The sequence below is a fragment of the Pseudoalteromonas sp. PS1M3 genome (assembly GCF_016865405.1).
GTDB classification, from domain to species: domain Bacteria; phylum Pseudomonadota; class Gammaproteobacteria; order Enterobacterales; family Alteromonadaceae; genus Pseudoalteromonas; species Pseudoalteromonas marina.
Map to the genome: position 1 here is coordinate 668439 of NZ_AP022625.1, position 25997 is coordinate 694435.

22 protein-coding genes and 2 pseudogenes are annotated in these 25997 nt (G+C 38.7%); 17 read left to right on the forward strand and 7 right to left on the reverse strand.

The window, feature by feature from the left end; all coding sequences use genetic code 11:
- Positions 1–128 precede the first annotated feature (128 nt).
- From merR to PS1M3_RS19760, 9 genes and pseudogenes are all read left to right on the forward strand, one after another.
- Complete coding sequence (merR, locus tag PS1M3_RS19720; RefSeq protein ID WP_138686827.1) at positions 129–563, forward strand: Hg(II)-responsive transcriptional regulator; 435 nt, start codon at positions 129–131, stop codon at positions 561–563.
- 247 nt (positions 564–810) lie between these two features.
- Positions 811–1368: a recombinase family protein gene (locus PS1M3_RS19725; protein ID WP_138686826.1), complete on the forward strand. Its 558-nt coding sequence runs from the start codon at positions 811–813 to the stop codon at positions 1366–1368.
- Between the two features lie 2 nt (positions 1369–1370).
- A pseudogene (locus PS1M3_RS19730) lies at positions 1371–2099 on the forward strand (DUF4158 domain-containing protein); the annotation flags it as partial.
- A 239-nt stretch (positions 2100–2338) separates the two neighbouring features.
- Entirely contained in the window at positions 2339–2995 is a 657-nt protein-coding gene (locus PS1M3_RS19735) for a hypothetical protein (RefSeq protein ID WP_138686825.1), read from the forward strand.
- Positions 2971–3384 (forward strand): DUF2000 domain-containing protein, encoded by a 414-nt coding sequence (locus PS1M3_RS19740; protein ID WP_138686824.1) that lies wholly within the window; start codon positions 2971–2973, stop codon positions 3382–3384. Before PS1M3_RS19735 ends, PS1M3_RS19740 begins: the two co-directional genes overlap by 25 nt.
- On the forward strand, positions 3381–4139 hold the full coding sequence (locus tag PS1M3_RS19745) for a formylglycine-generating enzyme family protein (RefSeq protein ID WP_138686823.1): 759 nt from the start codon (positions 3381–3383) through the stop codon (positions 4137–4139). Before PS1M3_RS19740 ends, PS1M3_RS19745 begins: the two co-directional genes overlap by 4 nt.
- 8 nt (positions 4140–4147) lie before the next feature.
- On the forward strand, positions 4148–4792 hold the full coding sequence (locus PS1M3_RS19750) for a molybdopterin-dependent oxidoreductase (RefSeq protein ID WP_171040125.1): 645 nt from the start codon (positions 4148–4150) through the stop codon (positions 4790–4792).
- Between the two features lie 17 nt (positions 4793–4809).
- On the forward strand, positions 4810–5406 hold the full coding sequence (locus PS1M3_RS19755; RefSeq protein ID WP_138686822.1) for a LysE family translocator: 597 nt from the start codon (positions 4810–4812) through the stop codon (positions 5404–5406).
- 29 nt (positions 5407–5435) lie between these two features.
- On the forward strand, positions 5436–6251 hold the full coding sequence (locus PS1M3_RS19760; RefSeq protein ID WP_138686821.1) for an AraC family transcriptional regulator: 816 nt from the start codon (positions 5436–5438) through the stop codon (positions 6249–6251).
- A 95-nt stretch (positions 6252–6346) separates the two neighbouring features.
- Here the strand turns inward: PS1M3_RS19760 and PS1M3_RS19765 are convergent, their stop codons facing one another.
- The gene (locus tag PS1M3_RS19765; RefSeq protein WP_138686820.1) at positions 6347–6931 is read right to left on the reverse strand and encodes a recombinase family protein; all 585 of its coding nucleotides are present in this window, start codon (positions 6929–6931) and stop codon (positions 6347–6349) included.
- A gap of 113 nt (positions 6932–7044) precedes the next feature.
- Positions 7045–7362 (reverse strand): annotated as a pseudogene (locus PS1M3_RS20170) (Tn3 family transposase); the annotation flags it as partial.
- Between the two features lie 88 nt (positions 7363–7450).
- On the opposite strand from PS1M3_RS20170, the gene PS1M3_RS19775 reads away from it, so the two are divergent.
- Positions 7451–8631, forward strand: a protein-coding gene (locus tag PS1M3_RS19775; protein ID WP_203985558.1) for an IS3 family transposase whose coding sequence is annotated in 2 segments (ribosomal slippage) — positions 7451–7709 and positions 7709–8631 — 1182 coding nt in all. Because the reading frame shifts where the segments join, the coding sequence is not laid out codon by codon here.
- 3 nt (positions 8632–8634) lie between these two features.
- On the opposite strand, the gene PS1M3_RS19780 is transcribed toward PS1M3_RS19775, so the two are convergent.
- On the reverse strand, positions 8635–11325 hold the full coding sequence (locus tag PS1M3_RS19780; protein WP_203988074.1) for a Tn3 family transposase: 2691 nt from the start codon (positions 11323–11325) through the stop codon (positions 8635–8637).
- A 193-nt stretch (positions 11326–11518) separates the two neighbouring features.
- Entirely contained in the window at positions 11519–11950 is a 432-nt protein-coding gene (locus PS1M3_RS19785; RefSeq protein ID WP_138740738.1) for an Lrp/AsnC family transcriptional regulator, read from the reverse strand.
- A gap of 166 nt (positions 11951–12116) precedes the next feature.
- On the opposite strand from PS1M3_RS19785, the gene PS1M3_RS19790 reads away from it, so the two are divergent.
- The 4 genes from PS1M3_RS19790 to PS1M3_RS19805 all read left to right on the forward strand — a co-directional run bounded on the left by PS1M3_RS19790 (position 12117) and on the right by PS1M3_RS19805 (position 16803).
- Positions 12117–13187 carry an ornithine cyclodeaminase gene (locus PS1M3_RS19790; RefSeq protein WP_138740737.1) on the forward strand — a complete coding sequence of 357 codons (1071 nt, stop codon included), beginning with the start codon at positions 12117–12119 and terminating at the stop codon, positions 13185–13187.
- Positions 13184–14095, forward strand: a complete 912-nt coding sequence (ctlX, locus tag PS1M3_RS19795; RefSeq protein WP_138740736.1) for a citrulline utilization hydrolase CtlX — start codon at positions 13184–13186, stop codon at positions 14093–14095. Before PS1M3_RS19790 ends, ctlX begins: the two co-directional genes overlap by 4 nt.
- 118 nt (positions 14096–14213) lie before the next feature.
- Positions 14214–15620 (forward strand): sodium:alanine symporter family protein, encoded by a 1407-nt coding sequence (locus tag PS1M3_RS19800; RefSeq protein WP_138740735.1) that lies wholly within the window; start codon positions 14214–14216, stop codon positions 15618–15620.
- A 139-nt stretch (positions 15621–15759) separates the two neighbouring features.
- Positions 15760–16803 carry a patatin-like phospholipase family protein gene (locus PS1M3_RS19805; RefSeq protein ID WP_203987617.1) on the forward strand — a complete coding sequence of 348 codons (1044 nt, stop codon included), beginning with the start codon at positions 15760–15762 and terminating at the stop codon, positions 16801–16803.
- A gap of 145 nt (positions 16804–16948) precedes the next feature.
- Here the strand turns inward: PS1M3_RS19805 and PS1M3_RS19810 are convergent, their stop codons facing one another.
- Positions 16949–17512, reverse strand: a complete 564-nt coding sequence (locus PS1M3_RS19810; RefSeq protein ID WP_138740732.1) for a YSC84-related protein — start codon at positions 17510–17512, stop codon at positions 16949–16951.
- A 139-nt stretch (positions 17513–17651) separates the two neighbouring features.
- Here PS1M3_RS19810 and PS1M3_RS19815 point away from each other — a divergent pair, with 139 nt between their 5' ends.
- Both PS1M3_RS19815 and PS1M3_RS19820 read left to right on the forward strand, forming a co-directional pair.
- The gene (locus PS1M3_RS19815) at positions 17652–18863 is read left to right on the forward strand and encodes a site-specific integrase (protein WP_203987620.1); all 1212 of its coding nucleotides are present in this window, start codon (positions 17652–17654) and stop codon (positions 18861–18863) included.
- Positions 18863–20059 carry a sodium:proton antiporter gene (locus tag PS1M3_RS19820; RefSeq protein ID WP_203987623.1) on the forward strand — a complete coding sequence of 399 codons (1197 nt, stop codon included), beginning with the start codon at positions 18863–18865 and terminating at the stop codon, positions 20057–20059. Before PS1M3_RS19815 ends, PS1M3_RS19820 begins: the two co-directional genes overlap by 1 nt.
- A 57-nt stretch (positions 20060–20116) precedes the next feature.
- On the opposite strand, the gene PS1M3_RS19825 is transcribed toward PS1M3_RS19820, so the two are convergent.
- Positions 20117–23164, reverse strand: coding sequence for an FAD-binding and (Fe-S)-binding domain-containing protein (locus tag PS1M3_RS19825; protein ID WP_203987626.1), 3048 nt, complete (start codon positions 23162–23164; stop codon positions 20117–20119).
- A 144-nt stretch (positions 23165–23308) separates the two neighbouring features.
- Between PS1M3_RS19825 and PS1M3_RS19830 the strand changes: the two genes are divergently transcribed.
- A complete protein-coding gene (locus PS1M3_RS19830; protein ID WP_008131796.1) occupies positions 23309–23521 on the forward strand; it encodes a PGPGW domain-containing protein in 213 nt (70 codons plus the stop codon).
- Positions 23522–23581: 60 nt separating this feature from the next.
- Here PS1M3_RS19830 and ppsA read toward each other — a convergent pair whose 3' ends face one another.
- On the reverse strand, positions 23582–25957 hold the full coding sequence (ppsA, locus tag PS1M3_RS19835) for a phosphoenolpyruvate synthase (RefSeq protein WP_203987629.1): 2376 nt from the start codon (positions 25955–25957) through the stop codon (positions 23582–23584).
- Positions 25958–25997: the final 40 nt, after the last annotated feature.

Here is a 25997-nt window from a genome sequence, read left to right on the forward strand (position 1 = left end):
AGTTAGCCGTGTTTGGGTGGTAGTTCGCAGCGGCGGTTGGCCGGTGAGAGCAGACATACGCTTGTCCTTTCAAATTTGGTTTGGATAGCTTAAGCTTACTTCCGTAGTTATGTACGGAGTCAAGCGATATGCAAATTAATTTTGAGAATCTGACCATTGGCGTTTTTGCCAAGGCGGCCGGGGTCAATGTGGAGACCATCCGGTTCTACCAGCGCAAGGGCCTGCTGCCGGAGCCAGACAAGCCCTATGGCAGCATTCGCCGCTATGGCGAGGCGGATGTAACACGAGTGCGGTTCGTGAAATCGGCCCAGCGGCTGGGCTTTAGCCTGGACGAAATCGCCGAGCTACTGCGGCTGGAGGATGGCACCCATTGCGAGGAAGCCAGCGGCCTGGCCGAGCACAAGCTCAAGGACGTGCGCGAAAAAATGACTGACTTGGCGCGTATGGAGTCGGTGCTTTCCGAACTTGTGTGTGCCTGCCACCTGCGGCAGGGGAATGTTTCTTGCCCGCTGATTGCTTCACTGCAAGGGAAGAAAGAACCGCGCAGTACCGACGCGGTGTAGCCAAGGGAACTACGCCTAAGCGTGCTTTATTTTCCGTTTTCTGAGGTGACGTCAACCGTCAGAAAAAACCGTGCGGCCGACTTTTGATAATTCGTGCTATCGCCTTCTGAAAATGACACGTATACCCTAACTTGATGTCAGATGCCATGTGCAAACGATGTCAGAATAGAGTTAAATTTCCTATTGATTGACATATTCCGTCAAAGGTAATAGATTTCATCCTGACACTTTTGCCTTTGGAGGCATCTTGCAAGGTCAACGCATCGGCTATGTCCGCGTCAGCAGCTTCGACCAGAACCCGGAACGGCAATTGGAGGGTGTTCAGGTGGCGCGGGTGTTCACCGACAAGGCTTCTGGCAAGGACACCCAGCGTCCCGAGCTGGAAAGGCTGCTGGCCTTCGTCCGCGAGGGCGACACCGTGGTGGTGCATAGCATGGACAGGCTGGCACGCAACCTTGATGACCTGCGCCGCATCGTCCAAGGGCTGACACAACGGGGCATGCGCATGGAGTTCGTCAAAGAAGGGCTGAAGTTCACCGGCGAGGACTCACCGATGGCCAATCTGATGCTGTCGGTCATGGGAGCCTTCGCTGAGTTCGAGCGCGCCCTGATCCGCGAACGTCAGCGCGAGGGAATCGTGCTGGCCAAGCAGCGCGGTGCCTACCGGGGACGAAAGAAATCGCTGAACAGCGAACAAATTGCCGAGTTGAAACGGCGAGTTGCGGCAGGCGACCAAAAAACCTTGGTGGCCCGTGACTTCGGCATCAGCCGCGAAACCTTGTACCAGTACCTGCGGGAAGACTGACCATGCCACGCCGCTCAATCCTGTCCGCCACCGAGCGCGAAAGCCTGCTGGCACTGCCAGATGCCAAAGACGAACTGATACGGCACTACACGTTCAACGAAACCGACCTGTCGGTGATCCGTCAGCGTCGCGGCGCCGCGAATCGATTGGGCTTCGCTGTGCAGCTTTGCTACTTGCGATTCCCTGGCACCTTTTTGGGCGTCGATGAGCTTCCGTTTCCGCCCCTGTTGCGCATGATGGCCGCGCAACTCAAGATGCCAGTGGAAAGTTGGAGCGAGTACGGCCAGCGCGAACAGACACGGCGGGAGCACTTGGTCGAGCTGCAAACGGTTTTTGGGTTCAAGCCCTTCACCATGAGCCACTATCGGCAAGCCGTGCATACATTGACCGAGCTGGCCTTGCAGACCGACAAAGGCATCGTGCTGGCGAGCGCACTTGTCGAGAATCTGCGGCGGCAGAGCATTATCCTGCCCGCCATGAATGCCATCGAGCGCGCAAGCGCCGAGGCCATCACCCGTGCCAACCGACGCATTTACGCGGCGCTGACCGATTCTTTGTTATCACCCCACCGTCAGCGCCTGGACGAACTTCTCAAGCGCAAGGACGGCAGTAAAGTGACGTGGCTGGCATGGCTGCGCCAGTCGCCTGCCAAACCGAACTCTCGCCACATGCTCGAACATATTGAGCGCCTGAAATCCTGGCAAGCACTTGATCTGCCCGCAGGCATCGAGGGGTTTTGCGCCCATCCCCTCGAAATTAACCTTAAGCCTATTTTTTGAACAATAAATTAATGTATGATAATGAAAAAAATTAGAGGAAACCATTATCACCACTCAAAAAACTAAAGTTATCCATATACTCATCAATTTAAAATTACTTTCAAAAAAGCAGTTTTATACAATAATCATCTAACCATGAGCTTTAACTTATTACTCTAGATAAATTAAAGCTTGAAGGGAATTTCGATAAGATGATTACTGAACACGGATTTTGGCTACGTAACAATGAATCCATTACCTGTATTTCAACACTCGGACCTGTTGGTTCAAGTAGCGAGGCAGCAGCTCTTCATATGGAAATACTACTAGGTAGGAAGCTTAATATACATTTATTTAGCAGCTTTGAACTAGCGTCCGCTTATACTGAAAATCATACCGACTGTGCTCTTTTAGTTGCTAATGCATATCGGGATTCAGATTATTTCTATATGAATCCAAAAACAACACTAATGGGTTCTTTTTTCTTTAGCCCTCCGCATTATTTTATTTGTTCTCGCAGTAAAGATGAATTAAAAAGAAAGTTAGAGAATAAAAAACGAATCTCTATAGTAACTCATAAAGCCCCCGCATCACGATTAAACGATGTCATTTCTTCAATGCAAAACAATGGCTATGAATTTTCGGAAGATAAAATTGAAGTTCATTATACCGAAGCCACCAGTAAAGGTGCTCAGGATGTCAGTAATGGATTATATGATTGTTGTTTATCTAATGAAATAGCCGCTAAACATTCCAACTTAGAAATAATTTCACTCCCACTAATTATTGAAATGACGTGGGTTGTATTTGTCAAAACTAATATAAATTTAAAGGAGCATAAGCAATGTCTATTGAGCGCTGTGCAATAATAATTGATAAAAATTTACCTATAGGACTTATTGCTAATACGGCTGCTATATTAACACTGTCTTTAGGGAAATTAAAACCTGAACTTATAGGTGAAGATATTAATGATTATGATGGTAAAGTTCATAAGGGCATAACCACTATACCTATCCCGATATTAACGGGCGATGGAAGTTCATTGTCAAGTCTGCGTCAACAACTTAGGGAGTACGAACCAGACTTAATTGTTATTGATTTTAATCATGCAGCACAAATGACTAAAAATTATGAAGATTATTCTAATCGCCTATCAGAAGTTACAGCAATGAGTTTAGAATATTTGGGAATAGCTATATATGGTAACAAGAAAATTGTTAACAAGTTTACTGGAAATTTAGGATTACTTAGATGATAAATATGACTTTGATTTCTGGTGAAAAATTCACACGTGGTTCATTAGAATCTCCAGATGAAATGCCACTTATGCAAGTTAAGTTAGATCCATTTTTTATGGATGTGAAACCAGTCACTAATGAAGACTTTCAAGTTTTTATAGAACAGGGAGGCTACCAAGAAGCGGATTTATGGAGCTCAGAAGGTTTAGAGTTTATTTCGCAATTGGGCATCAAAGAACCTCTATACTGGAATGATCCTAATTGGAACCAAGCAGATCAACCTGTCACAGGTATTAGTTGGCATGAAGCTGTCGCATATGCAAAATTTGTAGGTAAAAGTTTACCTACCGAAGCTCAATGGGAGTTTGCAGCGAAAGGAAACGATAATCGCAAATATCCTTGGGGGAATGCTGAAGCATCACTATTACTAGCAAATTTTGCTCCTGATTGTGAGCCAACGGAATTAAATCGGCGTTCGACACCTTGGCATGCTCATATACAAAATAGATCACCCTTTGGTTGTATCGATATGGCTGGAAACTTAGCAGAATGGTGCCAAGACAATTATTCCCCTAATTATAACTGGGATCAAAGTGGTATAAATCCATTATATAAAAGCAGTATTACAGATGACTTTGTTACAAGAGGGGGGTCTGGCTTACATGATAGTGAATATATGCGCTGTAGCAGTAGAGATCCATATCCTCCAACTGTAAGAGATAATATTGTCGGGTTTCGTTGCGTAAAGTTATTAATAAAAGATAGTGAGTAAAATTTAAAATGAATAATACTATACCTAAAACTCCTTGGATTGAAAAAAAGCCATCTTCATTACGGTATTACCAAGAAGGGCCACCATCATTAGCTGATTTAAACAAATGGACTTTGAATATATTTATACCTGATCAAGAGAAACCAATTCAAATTAATTATAACGAACTAAGATCTATTCTTCAGCGAACAGAAAACCGTAGGGTTGTATGCGTATGCAATTGGAGCATTCGTAGAACTTGGACAGGAATTTATTTAGAAGATCTATTTAAATATTTAAAAATCAAAGAAAGCCAATTTAAAGGTAAATTTCTTAAGCAAATTAGTATAGGCACAGCTGAAAAAGGAAAATATGATTCAACTATTCGTATCGATGATGCTTTCGAAAGAAAAGCTATGTTGATTTTCGATGTTGATGGTCAACCTTTATCTCTGGAAGAAGGTTATCCAGTACGCTTAATTGATTTTGGCTTGTACCGTTATAAAGGAATAAAAGGGCTAAGTGAGCTGCACATTACGAATGAGTTTGAGGCTGGTCATTGGGAGGCGATGGCTGGTTATTGTAAGGAAGGTAAGGTAAAGCCTAAAAGGTATCGAATTGTCGATTTACAAGAGCACCGTTTTATTGAAGGTGCTGAAGTAACTAATTTTTAAAGATTATAAGGACTATTATGTCAACACTTATAGCTATGGCGTTATTTGCATTTGTTACATCAATATCACCAGGGCCAGTAAATATAGTAGCAACATCTTCTGGAGCAAACTTTGGTTTCAATAAAACTTTACACCATATAACCGGTGCTACAATAGGTTTTACCAGTATTCTGTTACTATTGGGCGTTGGTGTTATAGAAGTATTTCATGAAAACCCTGAGATTATGAATTACTTAAGTTATATAGGGGCTGCTTTTTTATTATATATGTCCTATAAAATTGCATTTTCTCCTATAAGTAAAGTTGATGAAGAAAATCAAGCTACTCCACCTACCATAGTAGAAGGATTACTTTGCCAATGGCTAAACCCAAAAGCATGGATCGTAGCCATTTCAGGCGTTACAGTTTTTTCATCTAATGGAGAAAATAATACATCATCGATATTATTATTTAGCTTGGTATTCTTTGTGGTATGCTTTTTATCAATATCAATATGGGCGGTGATGGGGGTGACTATTAAAAAACTGTTGTCACACCCTGAACATTATAAGATTTTTAATTTAATCATGGGTTGTATATTAGCAAGTACTGTTATTTATTTACTAATATATTAGATTGCTGCTTACAAGGAGATAGTATAAATATGAATAACGGAAAACCCTTGTTTTATCATTCAATAGGACTCCCGATAGAAGCTAGAAGTGCTGATAATTCAGAAGCTTGTTATAAAAAGCATACCCATGAAGAATTTTCCGTTGGTATTGTCGAGAAAGGCGTTAGCGAATATTTTAACACAAGAAAAAAAGAAGAAATAGGAAATGGCTCAACCGTCATTATTAACCCAAGTGATGTTCATTCTTGTAACCCTAAAAATGGTTATACATGGAATTATAAAATGTTGTTTGTTGACCCACAATGGTTGCATTGTATACAAAGTGAGGTGTTAGATAATACTACAAAAGAGTTTATGCCTTTTCATCAACACCATTTAACAAACCAACACACATTCAATCAGTTTAAATTACTATTTAATATTTTAGTGAGTAACTCCAGTCAATTACATAAAGAACAGTCTGCAATATCATTTTTCTCCCACTTAATTAAAGAAGATCAAGGAAAAGAAACGGTAATAAAAAAATCAAAACACAACGCTTTAGCGCTTGCCAGAGATTATATTACTGATAATTTCGAGAAAAATATTAAAATAGATAACATAGCCTGTGCTGCTGGACTAAGTAGTTATTATTTAATCCATGCGTTTAGAAAGGAGTTTGGAATGACACCACACGCTTATCAATTAGCAAGAAGGATTAATAAAGCAAAAACGCTATTACGTTATGGGACAGATATAGCTTCAGTAGCTGTAGATTTAGGTTTTACTGATCAAAGTCATTTTCATCGAAACTTTAAACAAATAGTCGCGGCAACGCCAAAACAATATAAAGATTGCTTTGCGTGAATTTAGTCTATTAGGGGGGTGTGCCCATCCTCTCGAATCGGCATTAGAAGTTTAAAGTTAAACTATCTGAAATAAATAATAAATTAGGTCAAGCTTTATAATTTCGTTGTATCAGTTGGTGTTTTTTCAAGAACATCATTCAATATTCTATAAATCGTAGCCGAGCCTAAGTCATAACCTTTTGCCAATTGACCAATAGATACGCCTTCTTTCCTTTTATTATAAATTTCTAAGTCTATTTCATCAGTTCTTTTTGTTGGCCGCCCAAATTTAACTCCGAGTTCTTTAGCTTTGGCAATACCTTCTAATTGCCTTTCTGAGCGTAAATCTGTTTCAAATTCTGCGATTGCCGCTAACATGTTAAACATTAAGCGCCCTGTGGGCGTTGATGTGTCAATTGCTTGATCAATTACCACTAGATCAATACTTTCTTCCTGAAAGCGCTCAGCAACTTGTGACAAATGAATAACTGAACGCGCAAGACGATCTAATCTGGTGATAACGAGTGTGTCTCCTTCCCTAAGATAATTCATGCACTTTTGAAACTCTGGACGTTCAGCTGTTTTCCCACTCTGCTTCTCATGATAAATTTTATCGCAACCGGCTAAATTTAATTTATCAAGTTGTACTTCCAAACTTTGTCCCGTCGAGCTAACTCTTGCGTATCCAATTTTTGGCATAAACCTATTTTATACTCTAAGATGTTTTGATAAAAACATTATGAGAGTAGTTTTGATAATAGTCAAATGTAGTTATCATAAAGTATACTTTATGATAACCGTTATTTTGGTTTTCAATTGATACTATCAAGTGTTTCAATACCATTTAGTAAACCGATTAAATCAATTTCCTTACGGTCTTTATTAAAGGCATATTCACCATTCAAATTTATATGCTGCCAAGCGACAGGTGATAATCTTGAAATAATATCAACAACGTCTTGCCTACCATTCTTTTCTTGAATTTGCAGAAATGCCGACAGTAACGCAGAATTATAATAAATAATACAGTTTGAAATAAGTCGGGCGCAGTCGTTCCATTGTGATACTTGGTAATCATTACCGCCACGAAATTTATTACCATTAACGGAAGTTATAGCTCGTTTTAATTGGTGGTACGCTTTGTAGTGGCATAGTTAATTTGGCCACCCATTAAGAAAGAAATGTTATGCTAATAAGCATACAAATTTGGGTGAAAAAATGACGAAATTAAAACGCGCAACGTATTCTGCGGCAATCAAGTTAGAAACAGCTCAGCTTGTAGTTGACCAAAGTTATACTCAAGAAGAAGCAGCCAAAGCGATGGGGGTGGGTAAATCAACCGTCAGTAAGTGGGTTACTCAATTAAAGCAAGAGCGGAATGGCCAGACACCATCTGCTTCACCAATGACGCCCGAACAAATTGAAATCCGCGAACTTAAAAAGCAAATCCAACGCATTGAATTAGAAAAGGATATATTAAAAAAGGCTACCGCTCTCTTGATGTCCGACTCCCTGAACAATTCTCGTTAATCGAGAAGTTAAATCAACGAGAGCGTTATCCAATTAGTGTGCTATGTAGTGTATTCAATGTGCATCGCAGCAGCTATAAGTACTGGGTCATACGGGATACAACGCCGACGCCAGAGCAAGTAAGGCTAGAGGCTGAAGTTAAAGCAATACATGCAATGAGCGGTGGCTCAGCTGGGGCACGGACAATCGCAGCAATTGCAACGAATAACGGTTTTGAATTAAGCCGTTATCGCGCCGCTAAGCTCATGATTAAACTAAAACTAGAGAGCTGCCAAGTACCACAACATCAATATAAAAGGGGTAGTAATGAGCATCTTGAAATCCCAAATTTGCTAGATAGGCAGTTTGATGTTGTTGAGCCAGATACCGTGTGGTGCGGTGATGTGACGTATATTTGGGTAGGTAATCGCTGGGCTTATTTAGCCGTTGTTATTGATTTATTTGCACGTAAAGTCGTTGGTTGGGCCATGTCGTTGTCGCCAGATACTAATTTAACGCTAAAAGCACTTGAACTCGCGTATGAAAGTAGAGGAAAACCGACAGGACTGATGTTTCATTCAGACCAAGGTAGTCATTATACAAGTTTAAAATATCGTCAACGTTTATGGCGCTATAAAATTACACAAAGTATGAGCAGGCGCGGAAATTGTTGGGATAATGCGCCAATGGAGCGATTTTTTAGAAGCTTTAAAACGGAGTGGATGCCAAAGGTTGGATACGAAAACTTTAAAGATGCTAAATATAGTGTGAGTGATTATATCAACGGATATTACAATAATGTTAGACCACATCATTATAATGCTGGTTTAGCGCCGAATGAATCTGAGGTTAGATATCAAGATTCTAAAACTGTGGCCAAAATTAGTTGACCACTACACTTCACCTCTGTTCAAGGCTTGCTGAACATAATGGCGTAGCGTGGAATTATCAACGTATTCCAAAACATAAATTGATTTTATCAAACGGTCGTATTCATGAATGGCTGCCAATGTGCGACTCTTGCCATTACTCAACTTTCTAATGATAGTGCTTTGTGTGGTAGTCTTTCGGCTCAATGAACACAAGATATGTTGAATGTCATCCCACTCTTCAGTAATGAGTTTATGATTGATTTCTTTTATCAATTGAATACGTCCACCATCTTCTTCAGACACTTCAAATAAATTAAAAAATATTTTTTTCATTTTTGCGTATCGAGGGGCGAACGTATAGCCAAAGAAGTCCAAAATAGCGAAGTTGACATTGTTGGTACCATGCGTATCAGTGGATAACGTACTTGGCTGTATGTCTGATGAATTATTATAAAGTAAATCGAAAGCAAAATGACCTTCATACTCATTAGCACCAATCACTTGCGTACTCACTGGAACATGGTTTGAAACTAATGTAAGCGCCGAAACGCCTTTACCTTTAGAAAAATATTTAGATGAATAACGCGCCTTAAAGGTATTAATGCGGCACTCAAATTTTTGACCATCAATACTTGAAAACAATTGGTTATCGTCGACATGGTAATAGGCAAATATTGGTAACGTGGCTATTGCATTGGAAACCTGAACATTCGACTGTGTTAATGTCTCATATCGAATATAACTATCATCGACACTGCGTAATTTACCCATGGAACGGTCGGAAATATTCGCCATTTTATATAAACCGTAATTGGTGCCATTAGCTAAGATGCAAGCGATCAAATCCTCCTTATTAGCCGGTGCTTTTTCTTTGTTAACTGAAATGTGAGTGAATGATTTTAAAAAGTCTGTTTTTTGATCAACAAATAGCATGAGTTCAACAATACCCATATGTTGAATTTGACTATAAAGTGGATTGTCGATAGTTTCTTGCCATCGTTTATTAGGAATAGACCACTTAAGTTCGGCCTTGCCAGGAATAAATTCAACATACTTATTGTCGCCATTAAAAATGTGTTCACTTACTTCCTTCAGCTTAGCTTCTAGCTGTTGACTCTTATCCGTTAATGTTTGATTAATGGAAGCACTCAACTTATCAAGTCCTGTATTTTCAATTATTTCAGCCTTTTTCTCCCATTCTTTAGGTTGGATTAAGTCAGAAGTTAAGCTTCTATTATTAACACTCTCTTTAACGGTCAGGCTGTTGCTATGAAATAGCTGTTCTGCTTTTCGGTAAAGAAAGTACTCAAACCGATTAGCAATTAATTTGGTATTATCGCCTTCGAAATATTCTCGGTCACTTTTAGGTACCACATTGATGTTAATTGTTTTTATCGTTTTGAACGCCCCTAATTCTTCGTGAGCTGTGGTGTATTGTTCGCGTAATTCATCTTTTAGGTGAATGAACTCGATATCAATAGACAAGAAGAGTGAGCGGATAAGTTTTTTAATTTTACTCGATTGTTTATCGATAAATTGCCATTCATATTGACGGCCATCAAAGTCATTGTTATCTAGATGATCACTTAGTAACTTAATACTCTCTGCGGGAATAAGTTCAAAGGCTTTCTTACGCACATCACCAAAGCTAAGGTTATCGTCCATGTCGGCATCGATAAAATACTTTAATAAACTACCCGCAGATTTTAATTTAGTGCGAACAATAGTGACATCTTCTACAATGCGTTGTTTTGCATAGCCTTTAGCTGATTCAGTTAACTTTCTGATCATATAGATAAAAGCGGAAACCAAATTGTCATTGGTTTCTCGGTACCTAAAAAATAAATAGCAAACAAGATATAAAATAGTTTGGCTGTCATCGTGTCTTCTAAGTTTATAAACGGTCTTGTGTTTAACTAATGACGCGTAGTATTCAAGGTTTTTAGGGGATAGCTCCAGTTCAGTAATAAGCACTTTAATTTCAGGATAAAGTGAACGTATAATTTTATGTGTCTTCAACTCTTGTGCTATTTGACTGGCCGAGAAGTCTTTAGCCATCTTTTTTAATTTAGCTAAATCAGTAAAGGTATTATTTGATTCAAGTAATTTCAGCAATGTTGCTTTTGTGGATAGTGTTAAATTTTCATTGAGAACAACTTCAATACGATTGCGTTCATTTGATAATACCGTTGATATAGTATCTTGCAGCGTTGTGTAACCCGCTAGCGCTATTCTATTTTGACCAAAATATGCAATGCACTCATCGAAAACATATCTAGGCTCTAAATTTATTTTTACAACATCATTTAATCTTCCAATTAATGGGGCTTTGTTAATTTTGCTTTGGTAAATTGAAAAACCTACATGTTTAAGTAATTTACTAACCAGCTTTGTTTTTGTTGTTCGAGATAAATCAGTTAATAGCATGTCTTTGCCATTGAAATATTTACTTCGAACATAATCAAGATCAACCACAACATCATCAAACGAAAAGTTAAAGGTAATAGGCCGTGATCTGAAATACCCTAATAGCAGAATAAAATATACTCTGGTTTCTAATCGTCTTAACTCATTAACGAGCTTTTGGGTCTCATTATCCAGTGAAAAATAGTCTTCCCTGTCTGTACGATTAAAGTTAGGTAGAGCGTAAAGTTCGTTTATTTCGGATTCGTTAAGTATGTGAATACGTTTAGTGGCTGAATTAGTGATGATGGTTGACCTTTATAATTATTTTTCATCATCATAACTTATGATCGGTCAGAAAATAATCTTAAGGTTCATTTCGAGGGGATGGGCACAAAACCCCTAATAGCTGTCTGCTAAATGAGGTCTAAATCTAATTACTTAAACTGTAAGATCAGACATGAGCAAGGCGATATTAATATTCACGTGTTAACATTAATGCTTAAGTAGATGATAATAATATACTGGTTTCGCTATTTAAAATGCCTTCTATTTCGCGCACTTGCCTGAGTACGCCATCAAACTCACCTAAATTTGCCGTCTGTATTTCTGCTACTAAATCCCAAGCGCCGTTAGTGGTATGCAATTTAGTGAGCTCTGGTATGCCGCGCATAGTTTTAATTACCTGCGATGTAGATTTACCCACCACTTCTACCATCATTATTGCTCTTACTGCTTCGGTTTCAATGTGTTCGTGTACACGCACCGTAAAGCCTAATATCGCGCCCGATGAAACTAAACGGTCTAAACGATTTTGTACTGTCCCGCGCGACACCTTTAAAACATCGGCTAGGGCTGAAATAGAAGCACGGCCATCTTTTCTTAATTCGGCTATTAAGGCGTTATCTAAAGAGTCGTAAATGTAAGGGAGCATTCGCTTACCTCTAGTTATTTTTTATACAAAATACTAAAACTTTACATTTATGCATAGCAAATTGATAAAAATCACTACTATTTGTATAAAGTATTGCCATATTAAATGGCATCTGTAGTCGATAAACTTATTTTAATTAGTTCATATTATTATTACAGAGGTAGTCATGAGTCATTTTATAGCAGAGCCAAAACAAGGCGTTCCATTTGTAAATGTTCAAGCTATGGCTAAGCTAATAAATACATTAGGAATAGAAAACGTATTAGTTAGCCTAACTAACACGTTAAAACAGGATTTTGCTCGGTGGCATGAGTTTGATAAATCGCCGCGTTATGCAGCTCACTCTCCGGATGGTGTAATAGAGCTTATGCCGGTAAGCGATGGAAAAATGTTTAGCTGTAAATATGTCAATGGCCATCCAAAAAACACGTTTAAGGAACTTCAAACGGTTGCGGCTTTTGGTATTTTGTCAGATGTTGATAGCGGCTACCCGGTAATGATTAGCGAAATGTGCTTATTAACCGCACTACGCACTGCTGCAACATCAGCGCTTGTGGCTACTTATTTAGCACCAAAAAACTCAACAACCTTAACTCTGATTGGCAATGGGGCTCAGTCAGAATTTCAGGCTTTAGCATTTAAAGCGGTATTAGGTATTACGCACATTCGTTTATACGATATAGACGAAGCAGCTTCTCAAAAAGCATTTAATAACTTAAACAATAAAGGCTTAACCGTGACTATCTGTGAAAGTGTAGAGGAAGCAATAAAGGGCGCGCACATAATTACCACATGCACGGCCGATAAAACCAACGCAACAATTTTAACGAACGATATGATCCCACAAGGTGTTCATATTAATGCGATTGGTGGCGATTGTCCTGGAAAAACTGAGCTTGATTCAGCGTTGTTGGAGCGTGCTAATGTATTTGTAGAGTACGAACCACAAACTAGAGTAGAGGGCGAAATTCAACAAATGAGCAGGTGTTTTGCTGTAACCGAATTTCATAAAGTAATTAATAAACAGCACCTTGGTCGTACATGCGAAAAAGAGCTTACTATTTTTGACGGTGTAGGCTTTGCAAGCGAAGACTTTAGCGCGTTAGTGTATATTCGCGAGCAGCTTATTAAGTCAGGAGAATACGAAATACTCGACCTGATCACTCAGCAGGGCGACCCACGCAATTTATTTTCAGTTCTTGAAATACCGCATAAAGATAAAGAGAGTGCAGCATGAGCCTAACACAACAAGCACCGAACGCGGTTGTTATGGTTCGTCCGCATCACTTTACTTCTAATCCACAAACCATGCTCGACAATGCATTTCAAAGCGAATGTGAAGTAAAAAATGAAAGCGAGCAAGCATTTAAAGAGGTGACCCACGCGGTTGAGTTACTACAAAACGAAGGTGTAACCGTTCATTTATTTGAAGACGAGCAAACACACACACCCGACTCGGTTTTTCCAAACAACTGGTTTTCTACCCATCAAAATGGGGAATTAATTATTTACCCAATGTTTGTTGAAAACAGAAGATTAGAATATCGTAAAGATATAATTGATTTTTTAACGGATCACTATAAAGTGGCGGTAGTGACTGATTATGCGCATTTAGCGAAAGAAAATTCATTTTTGGAAGGTACCGGTTCACTGGTGCTCGATCACCAATATAAACTTGCCTACGCGGTAGAATCTAAACGCACAACAAGGTCGGTCGTTAATACGGTGTGTAATTTACTTTCGTTCAAGCCGGTTGTGTTTAATGCAACTGACGAGCAAGGTATAGCGGTGTATCACACTAATGTACTAATGTGTGTGGCTAGCAAGTTTGTAATGATTGGCTTAAATATGGTGCCTGAAGACCAACGCAGTGAGCTGGTAGGGCATTTTTTACAAAGTCATCACGAAGTGATTGATTTGTCGGTTGAGCAAATAAATAACTTTTGCGGGAATGCCATTGAATTACACGGTAAAAATGGGCGAATTTTAGCGCTGTCACAAACCGCCTATAATGCGCTTACAGCCGAGCAAATAATTGCAATACAAAAAACGGCTAAACTAGTGCCTTTGCCAATACCTACCATTGAATCTGCTGGTGGTTCAGTAAGGTGTATGATTGCAGGGGTACATTTACAAAGCAAATGACAAAACCTAAAGGCAACAAGGTTGCCTTTATTTCGTATAAAATATTAAGCGTTGCCAGTACATTTTAAAATGCCTATGTTAAAGCGCATAACTATAAAAATATAATAAGGAATCTGCAATGTTCGATACGGTAGTAAAAAGTGTAAATAACCTTTTGTGGGGAGAAGGTCAGGTACTCATTTATATTTTACTTTTCACCGGCGTATGGTTTTCTGTGCGTTTAAAAGCAATTCAAATAGTTAAATTTAAGCATATGTTTAGCCTATTAAAAGGCAGCAGTAAATGTAATAAAAACGACATTTCGTCATTTCAGGCATTGTGTACAGGGCTTTGTGCTCGGGTAGGTACGGGTAATTTAGCCGGTGTTGCAGTCGCTATATCGCTTGGTGGTAGTGGTGCAATATTTTGGATGTGGGTCATTGCTGTATTGGGCATGGCAACCGGATTTGCAGAAAGTATATTAGGCCAAGTGTATAAAATTCGCGATAGTAACGGCGAATTTAGAGGTGGCCCTGCGTATTACATTCAACAAGGGCTGGGAAGCCGTGCCTTCGCAATTGTATTTGCCGCGTGCTTATTTTTGGGGTACGGGTTTACTTTTAGCGCAATGCAAACCAATACGATTACTGATGCACTAAACTACGCATTTGAAGTACCCACGTTTTACTCCGGTATTGTTATTACAGTTCTTGCAGGCTCAATTATATTAGGCGGCTTTAAAGCCATTGCCCGGTTTGCAGAGCGCGTAGTGCCCATTATGGGCATTATTTTTGTATTAGCCGCCGTTATTATTACCGTTATAAACTTTACTCAAGTACCGGCCATGCTTAAAGATATATTTTTTTCAGCCTTTGGATTACAAGAAGCGGGAGCAGGCGCGATGGGGGCTGCCATTAAAAATGGTATTCAACGCGGTTTATATTCTAACGAAGCGGGCGCAGGGAGTGTTCCGCATGCCAGTGCAAGTGCTAGCCCTATTCCTAATCACCCTGTAACACAGGGCTACATACAAATGCTTGGTGTGTTTTTCGATACAATCGTACTTTGTAGTTGTACAGCCGTTGTTATTTTATTAGCTGATATAGACATAAGCGGAGAAATGGAAGGCATACGTTTAACACAAAGCGCTATGACCGCGCATTTGGCGCAAGGTGGCGTGTACTTTGTAGCTGCAGCCATTACGTTATTTGCCTTTACTTCGGTGGTAGCTAACTACGCCTACGCTGAAAGTAACTTACATCTATTTAAGCTCGATAACAAAGTAGGGCGTGGTATTTACACCTTACTATATTTATCAATGATGTTGTGGGGCGCATCGGCCACATTAAAAGAAGTATGGGATTTAGCCGATATTGCGTTAGGGTTAATGACAGTCGTTAACGTAATCGCTATCATACTGTTAACACCTACTATTTTGTCGGTAACGCACGATTACCACACGCAAAGAGACAAAGGTATAGAACCCGAATTTAAAGTAAAAGATGTAAAAGTTCAGGGAAAATGCGAAGACGGCATTTGGGATTAATTCATGTATTTTAGCTAACTTTAACTACAAATAGCGGTTTTATGGCAGCATAAAACCGCTTTTTAATTTTGCATAACTATTCACATTTGTAGCGCGTTAAAGAGTTCAAAATACATATATAAAAGGTAAAAATACAGACATGATCGACATTGTCGCAGGGAAGAACGCAGCAAAAATAATAAACGAGCAAGGCTTTAAGCCTGAACTATTTACTTCATTTTTAGGCGCAAGTGGCGGGCCTAAATGGTTTACTTTATTTGGATTAGACAAATATATTTTTGGTGAATTTTTTAAAAACCGAACCCAACCGCTTAATTTAATTGGCTCATCAGCTGGCGCATTTCGCTCTGCGTGTTTTGCACAAAACGACCCGGTTGCCGCCATTGAGCGTTTAGCAACATCGTATTCGCAAACGCGTTATTCAAGTAATAAACCAACACCTGCTGAAATTACAATTAAAGCCCGCGCATTACTTGAAGATGTATTTGGCGATAATGGCGTTACCGAAATAATAAATAACCCCGTATTTAAAGCACATTTTATAGTCGCTAAATCTAATGGCTTTATAGCCAGCGAAAATAAATTAATTCAGCTTTTAGGTTTATCAATAAGTTACATGCTAAACCGCGTAAACCGAAAATTATTAGGCTCGCAGTACGAGCGATTTATTTTTGGTGCGCCAAACAGTAATTTATCAATAACCGACGGTTATAATTTTAAAACGCAAAACATAGCACTTAACCAAACAAATTTAAAAGATGCCTTACTTGCATCGGGCTCTATACCGCTTGTTATGGAAGGTATAAAAAATATTGCAGGCTCGCCACAAGGCATGTATCGCGATGGCGGAATAATCGACTACCACTTTGATGTAAAAATTAATAACCCTGGCTTAATTTTGTATCCGCATTTTAATAGCGACCCAAAAGCAGGGTGGTTTGATAAAAACTTAAAACGCAAAGTAGCACCACAAAATTACGACAACGTGGTGATGATCACCCCATCAAAAGAATTTGTAGCCGGTTTACCTTACGGAAAAATTCCAGTCAGAAACGACTTTACCGATCTCGATGCCGACACGCGTATTAAATATTGGAATACTGTGTTTAGTGAAACTGAAAAATTGGCTGAAGCTTTTGATAAATATTTAGATACGGCTAAGTTTGATTTTAAACGGTTCTAATTTTTCATGTTACTGACAACTGACAACTGACAACTGACAACTGACAACTGACAACCCATAAATTACGTTATGTTAAATTTCGATATTAACAATAAAGCGAGCGTGATTATACAAATCAGCCCGCTTTTAGGAGAGTTATTAACGGTTAATTTAGCTCAGAATCTACCCAAAATTTAGTCCCTTTTAGAACAGCCTGTAGAGCAAGTCCATTTTCGGTTACAGAATATACAGTAACTTGGTCTGCAATGGCTTCGGCCACCAATGCTCCACCTTTATCTTCGTATTTTGCTGCAGCATCTGCGTTCCCACCAAACGCCCAACCGTGTTCAATAAATCTATTTACTGCTGCTTGGGTATGAAAAATCATAACTACATTAAAATCTTTAACACCTAAACCTAACCCTAAACCAGCTTCACCCATGTTCATGTAAGTAGATTTACCTGTTAGGTTATTTTTTACTACGCCATAACCACCACCAAAACTAGCAAGAATAACGTTAACATTCGCGTTATCAAAAACAGCATAACCAGCAGAGTTTGCTATTTGCGTTTTAACATCTGGCTTTTTAGTATAAAGTTTACTAAGTGTGTTACTTTTCATACTTTGTACTAAAGAACGTTTTTCACTAGGAGATGCACTACCAGTAGTCGCACAACCTGTGAGTATTAACGAGAGTGTAAGTAAAAATAATATACTAACTTGTTTCATAACTTTTCCTTAATAAGGTTTGGCATGGCCATTTAAGCATAGCCTAAAATAAACAGTTATTTGCTATGTCCAATACTAGACAGTATCGGACTTAAAGGTTATTCTGTAACTAACTTATTTAATTAAATATTTATATACTATGCTTGTTGCGTTGGTCGATACGTTAAAACAATTAAGATATCAAATTGCTCATCTTGATGACGGTACTCTTAATTCGGAATACCCAGAACTTGCAACCTTTATACAGCAAGTTGCCTTGACTGTAACTGAATCAGAATCGGATCTTAAATTTTTACATCAATTTTTATATGTCTATGGCCGAAAATCAGAAGCAACATACAGTCGATTTAGAAACGAACTTGAACGGTTTTATTTATGGTCGTGGTTAATTGCCGAAAAGTCAGTATTCGAATTAAAACGTGAAGATATTGAAGCCTATGTTGATTTTATGGTTGAACCCGATAAAAAGTGGGCAACGACTTCTGTTCAGTGGCGTTATAAAGATGAGCAAGGGATTCGCCGATTAAATAAAAACTGGCGCCCTTTTATGCTTAAAGAATCTACGGCTAGCCAACAAACATTGTCGGCTATGTTTACAGCGCTTAATGTATTTTATAAATTTTCATTACTTGAAGAAAAAACGTTTGCTAACTTTGTACCAGTAGTGAAAAAAAATAGCCCGTATTTAGTTGTGCAATCTCAAATTCAGATCCCAGACACATTAAGCGATATACAATGGGAGTATGTGTTTGGAGTAACTCGCGATTTATGTGAACAAAACCCAGATTTAGAACGAAACTTATTTACCCTAGCGTGTTTAAAGGGATTATATTTAAGAATTTCTGAATTATCTGAGCGACCTCAGTGGTCACCGGTTATGTCTCACTTTTGGCAAGATAACGACGGCTTTTGGTTTTTACGAATAATGGGTAAAGGTAACAAGCTACGAGATGTTACGTTAAGTGATGATTTTGTTGAATATTTAAAACGTTACCGATTATACCGAGGGCTACCTGCCCTTCCCCGCGTTGATGAAGCCGAGCCACTGGTTCATAAAATTAGAGGCCAAGGTGGTATGACTGTTAGGCAAATTAGGCGATTAGTTCAACAAAGTTTTGATTATGCGCAACAATCATTGTTGGATGATGGTTTTAAAGATGATGCTGAACAATTAGGTGCAGCAACTGCCCATTGGCTGCGCCATACGGGAGCAACACACGATGCGCAAACGCGGCCACTTAAGCATTTATCTGAAGATTTAGGACATGCAAAAATTGCGACCACCGATCAAATTTATATTCAAACAAATATTAAAGAGCGAGCAAAATCCGGAGCTAAAAGGAAAATTTAATGACCTACTTAGTGATAGCGTTTATAGGCGCTTTGTTTTTAATATATTCATTGACGCTTCGCCAACTAGAAAAAACAGAAGTAACTGGCCCTATGTTTTTTGTTATTGGCGGTATTACATTAGCCAATTTAATGCCCAATAATGGCGGTGAGTTAAAAGCGGGCGTTGATTTATTACTGCCGTTTATAGAATTAACTTTGAGTATATTTTTATTTTCGGATGCGGCTAAATCTAAACTAAGTGTATTAAGGCATAGTTTTCAATACCCTGGCTTATTATTATTTATTGCCCTCCCCTTAACATTATTACTGGGAATTGCGGTTGGTTTATTTTTGTTTGCTGAGCTTTCGTTAATTCAAGCGGCATTAATTGCTATTATTTTAACGCCAACAGATGCAGCACTTAGCAAAGGATTACTATCAAGCAGTGAAGTGCCCGAAAAAATTCGTGAAGGGATCAATACCGAAAGCGGATTAAATGATGGATTATGTGTACCCGTATTTTTAATATTTATTTTATTGGCAAAAAATCCTGAGTCAGCAATTACAACCTCTCATGTAGTGAGTGTATTTTCAAGAGAGTTAGGTATTGCATTACTTGTTGCTATAACGAGTATTTCGATTTTTATTCCAAGTTTAAATTTTGCAATGAGGCGGCATTACTTTGCTCAAAACACTAGCCCATTTTTATTATTAGGTTTTGCAATGGCGGTATTTTCTGTTACCCAATATTTGCATGGCAGTGGTTTTATTGCTGTGTTTTTAGCGGGTTTATTGTTTGATAAGTTTTCAACTAAAACAGTGCGTACTGAATTAATAGAAGATTCAGAACATATTGCTGACTTTACGTCTCTGATGATTTGGTGTTTGTTCGGTTATGCATGTGCTTATTTAGTATTGCCAAAATTAAATTTTGAAATAGTAACGTATGCATTATTAAGTACTACATTGATAAGAATTATACCTGTAATGTTGTCATTACTTTTTACATCTTTAAATTTAAAAGAGCGTTTTACCTTTGCATGGTTTGGGCCAAGAGGATTGGCCTCAATTGTATTTACGCTTATGGTGATTGACGAGCAAATAGAAAATAAATTTCAGATTGCGAGCATTGCCATGACTACAATTTTGTTTAGTGTATTTATTCATGGTATTAGTACAAAACCGATTGCTGAAAGTTTTAAAAGTGCAAAGTAAAATAAAAAAGGCGTAACTAAATTTAAGTTACGCCTTTTAAATATATTTAAAAAAATTTTAACTTAGTACATGGGCAAGTAATTCGATAGGATGTTTAGGCTTAAACTTTTCATAGCGTTTTACTTGGCTACGACACGAAAATCCAGTTGACAAAAGTTGCTCTGATTTAGTTTTTTCAACTATGGGTTTCCAACTCATTTCGTAAAGTGCGCGTGAGTTATCTTGATTTTGTGCTTCATGTCCGTAAGTACCCGCCATACCACAGCAACCGGTATTAGTTGTATTTAAAGTTAGTCCGATATCTGTAAATATAGTTTTCCAAACATTAGCTGCTTTTGGCAAAGATGTAGTTTCTGTGCAGTGACTTAATAATGTAAATTCAGTTTCATTATTATTATTTGCAGTTAGCCCTTTAAAAGATTGCGTTTCTAACCATTCGTGAGCAAGTTGTACGTTAAAATCGCCGCGGTTATTTTCTAAAATTGTGTTGTACTCATCGCGATAACACATAACCAAAGACGCATCTAATCCCACTAGTGGCGCATTAATATCGTTTAGTTGATTTAAAAATTCTGCGGAATTTTTGGCAGTTACTTTAAATTCGTGCAAAAAACCTTTTACATGTTGTGGTTTACCATTAGGTTTAAAAGGTAACAACATTGGTTTTTTACCAAGTTGAGCAATTAAGGTTATAAAACTTTCAACTAGTTCGGCTTCATAAAAGCTAGTGAACGGGTCTTGAACTATTAAAACGTATTCACTTTGTTGTTCGGCGGTTAAATTAGTCAAAAATTCAAAATTAAATTGCTGTGCTTTGTTTATTCGTTTTGCTAGTGACGGAATGCTCAGTTGTGGTGTATCAACATAACCCACCGTGTTTTTAATTATGCTGCTAACAAATTTTGTTTTAACGATTGGATTTATTATTTTACCGAATTTAGCCATAAGTGGCGCGCTAATTTCAATATTACCCACTAAGTAATCTTTGAGTGGACGCGCATAATAACTGTGATAATAATTTAAAAAGCGCGCACGAAAAGTAGGTACATCAACTTTAATAGGGCAAGCAGTTGTACATGCTTTACAGGCTAAACATTCATCCATAGATGCTTTTACTTCGTGTGAAAAATCGTAAATGCCTTTCTTTTTTTCTCGGCTATGTACAAACCTTTCCCACCAGGTAATTACTTCACCTTTATTTAATTCTTTTTCTACACCCAGCAGATCTATGTTTTTAGATTCTTGAAGGCGTAGCCATTCACGCATTAAACTTGCTCGCCCTTTTGGTGAGTTACGGCGATCGCCGGTTACTTTATACGACGGACACATTGGCGAGTTTTCATCATAATTAAAACAAATACCATTTCCGTTACAGGTCATGGCGTTGTTAAAACTCGTTTTAACATCAATTGAAATTTGTTTGTCGAACCACGATCTTTTCTGCCCATCAACACTAACTAGTGAGTCTTCACTATCGATAGGTGTGCATATCTTCCCTGGGTTTATTCGGTTATATGGGTCGAACGCTGTTTTGATTATGCGCAGTTGGGTAAATAAATGTTCACCAAAAAACTCAGGTCCATACTCACTTCGGTAGCCTTTACCATGTTCGCCCCACATTAAACCGCCATACTTAGCTGTGAGTTTAACAACTTCATCTGAAATGGTACGTAAAAGTTTTTCTTGTTCAGGATCGCACATATCCAGTGCGGGTCTTACATGCAAAACACCGGCATCAACATGGCCAAACATACCATATTGTAGATTATGACTGTCGAGTAAGGCTCTAAACTCAACTATATAGTCGGCTAAATTTTCAGGCGGTACTGCAGTATCTTCTGCAAAGGCCAATGGCTTTTGGCTGCCTTTTACGTTTCCAAGTAAACCAACTGACTTTTTACGCATTGCGTAAATTTTTAAAATGTCACTTTTATCATTTGTTAGCTGGTAGCCTATTACACCATTGGTTTGATTGGCTACACATTCATCTAACAATGTACAAAGCGTATCTACTTTGTCTTTTATATCGTCGGGTGATACTGCATTAAACTCAACCATGTTGAGCCCTTGCATATTTTTATTTGGCACATCGGTTATTAAGTCCGATACTGAATGCCAAATGATATCTTCGCGAGCTAGGTTTAATACTTTGCTATCGACAGTTTCAACTGAAGTTGCACGGGCATCAACTAAAAATGGAGAGTGACGAAGTGCTGAATCAAAGCTATCGTACTTAATATTTATAAGTGTTTTAAATTCGGCAATCGGTGTAAGGTTTAATTTTGCCTCGGTGACAATACCTAGTGAACCTTCTGAACCTGTTATTAAACGGCTCATATCAAAAGTAAGTAAGTCATCACTTAGGACGTGCTCTAAGTCATAGCCGGTTAAAAAACGATTTAACCGAGGAAACTTATTTAAAATAGCATCACGTTCATTAATTGCTATATTAAGTACAGTTTTATATATTGTGCCAACTAGCGTGTCTTGCTCTGCAATTATTTTTGCTTTTTCGACATTTATTGGAGCGGTACTCATTGGTGTACCGTCTACTAAATAGGTTGTAAGGCCTAAAACATGATCGCTTGTTTTACCGTAAACAAGTGAACCTTGCCCTGAAGCATCGGTACTGATCATACCGCCTATAGTTGCACGATTACTGGTAGATAAGTCGGGAGAAAAGAAAAATCCATAAGGTCTTAAAAAGTCATTTAGCTGATCTTTTATTACGCCAGTTTGAACTCGAACCCACCCTTCTTCGACATTAATTTCTAGAATTTCACGCATGTAGCGGGATAAATCAACAACAATACCCGGAGTTAAAGACTGACCATTAGTGCCAGTTCCACCACCGCGCGGTCCAAATGTTAATGATAAAAAAGGGTCCCGTGATGCAGTTTGCAAAGCAAGTTGAATGTCTTTTTCGTTTTTGGGAAAAATGACACCTTTTGGCAATTGCTGGTAAATACTGTTATCGGTTGAAGCGGTAATACGTGTTGCATAACTTGCATCTGTATCACCGGTAAAGCCTTGCTTTTGTAATGTATTTAGGTAATTTGCGACAAGGTCTGACGCGGCATCTTGCTGAGTAATTGTTGCGATCATAACGGCATACTTTTAGACATTTGGTTAATTATATCATGCTGATTGCTAATAGAAATTGAAGAATTTACAGTTTGTAACACTCTTTTAGTCGATTTAAGCGCTGCTGTAATTATAATCAAGTTAACTACATGAGAGGTCATTTATATGAAAAAAATTGTATTACAGATCATGGGTGCGTTATTTATTTTATTAGGATTAATATTTGCGGTTGTACCTGGTCCATCACTTATATTTTTTATGGCTGGTTTATTGTGTTATTCGTTTTATTACCCAAAAGCGCGTTATTATTTGACCCTTTGCCAAAAAGCACTGACTAAATCTTGTCAGTATTTAGATAAAAAATTAGCACGCAGTTAAAATAAATTGACCAACAAAAAAGCCAGCAATATATGCTGGCTTTTACATAGCTATAACAGGTTACTTAGCTAATTTTTTAGCTAAGTATAACCAAGTTTCGATTACTGTATCTGGGTTTAATGATACAGAGTCTATACCTTGGTCAACTAACCATGCAGCAAAGTCTTCGTGATCTGAAGGACCTTGTCCACAAATGCCTACATACTTTCCTTTTGCTTTGGCTGTTTGAATTGCCATAGAAAGAAGCTTTTTAATTGCTGGGTCACGCTCGTCAAACAAATGAGCAATTAAACCAGAATCTCGGTCTAAACCTAGTGTTAACTGTGTTAAATCGTTAGATCCAATTGAAAAACCGTCAAAGTGCTCTAAGAACTCTTCGGCAAGTAATGCATTTGACGGCAGCTCACACATCATAATTACTTTAAGACCATTTTCGCCACGTTTTAGGCCATGCTCTTCTAGTAATTCAATTACGCGTTTACCTTCTTCAAGTGTACGTACGAATGGAATCATGATCTCAATGTTAGTCATGTCCATAGTATTGCGTACACGCTTGATTGCTTCACACTCTAGTGCAAAACAGTCGCGGAAGTCTTCAGATATATAACGTGCTGCACCACGAAAACCAATCATTGGGTTTTCTTCTTCAGGTTCGTATTGTTGGCCGCCCACTAAGTTAGCGTATTCGTTAGATTTAAAATCAGACATACGAACAATTACTCGCTCGGGAGCAAACGCACAACCTAGCGTAGAAATGCCTTCAACAAGTTTTGAAATATAAAACTCTACTGGTGAATCGTAACCAGCAATCATGTCGGTTATTTCTTCTTTAAGGGTATCTGTTTGTGCGTCGAAATTTAATAATGCTTTTGGATGCACGCCAATCATACGGTTGATGATGAATTCAACACGTGCAAGGCCAACACCTGAGTGTGGCAAACGTGCAAAGTCGAATGCGCGGTCCGGGTTACCCACGTTCATCATTACTTTCATTGGTAGGTTTGGCATTTCGTCAACACGTGAAGTAAGCACTTCAAAGTCTAAAATACCTTCGTAAATGAAACCAGTATCGCCTTCGGCACATGATACAGTGACTTCTTGACCAGCTTTGATTAGGTCGGTTGCATTGCCACATCCTACAACTGCAGGGATACCCAGTTCACGAGCAATGATTGCTGCGTGACATGTGCGGCCACCACGATTTGTAACAATCGCTGCTGCACGCTTCATGATAGGTTCCCAGTCTGGGTCGGTCATGTCGGTGACTAAAATATCACCAACTTGCACTTGATCCATTTCATCAATCGAGTCAAGAACACGTACAACACCGCTACCAATTTTATGACCAATTGCACGACCTTCTACAACAACGTTACTTGAACCGTTTAACTGAAAACGCTCCATTACATTTGTATCTTCGTTTGAACGTACAGTTTCTGGACGAGCTTGTACTATATATAGTTTGCCGTCGTTGCCGTCTTTTGCCCATTCGATGTCCATAGGACGACCGTAATGTTTTTCAATGATTACAGCTTGCTTTGCAAGGTCTTGTACTTCTTCATCTGTAATCGAAAATTTGTTAGAAAGTTCAGGGTTTACGTCAACTATTTCTACTTGTTTACCATGTGCTTTGTCGTTTGAATAAATCATTTGAATGGCTTTAGAGCCAATATTACGACGCACTACTGATGGCTTATCTTTTAGTAATGTTGGTTTATGTACATAAAATTCGTCTGGGTTAACAGCACCCTGTACAACCATTTCACCTAAACCGTAGCTTGAGGTTACAAATACAACATCTTCAAAGCCAGATTCAGTGTCGATACTGAACATAACGCCAGATGCTGATTTATCAGAGCGTACCATACGCTGTATGCCTGCAGATAATGCAACACCACGATGATCATAACCTTGGTGAACACGATAAGAAATTGCGCGGTCGTTAAACAAAGATGCAAATACATGCTTTATAGCAACCATAACCGAATCGATACCAACAACATTTAAAAATGTTTCTTGTTGGCCTGCAAAAGATGCGTCTGGCATATCCTCTGCGGTTGCTGATGAACGTACAGCAAATGAAACATCAGCTGATGTGTCGCCATGAAGTTGGCTGTATGCATCGCGAATGGCTTGGTCTAAATTTGGTTGGAATGGTGTATCGATTATCCATTGGCGGATATCGGCACCTACTTTGGCGAGTGTATTTACATCATCAACATCGAGTGTATCTAGGATGTCATGAATTTTGGCATTGAGTCCTGATTGGTCTAAAAACTCATTAAAAGCATCGGCGGTTGTTGCGAAACCACCCGGTACTTGTACACCAGCGTTAGCTAGGTTAGAGATCATTTCACCAAGAGAGGCGTTCTTACCGCCAACTCGAGGAACATCTTGCATACCAAGCTCTTGATACCAGAGAACGTATTCTTGCACGGGTCTTTCTCCAAAAAACAAATTGTAGTTGAAACTGTGA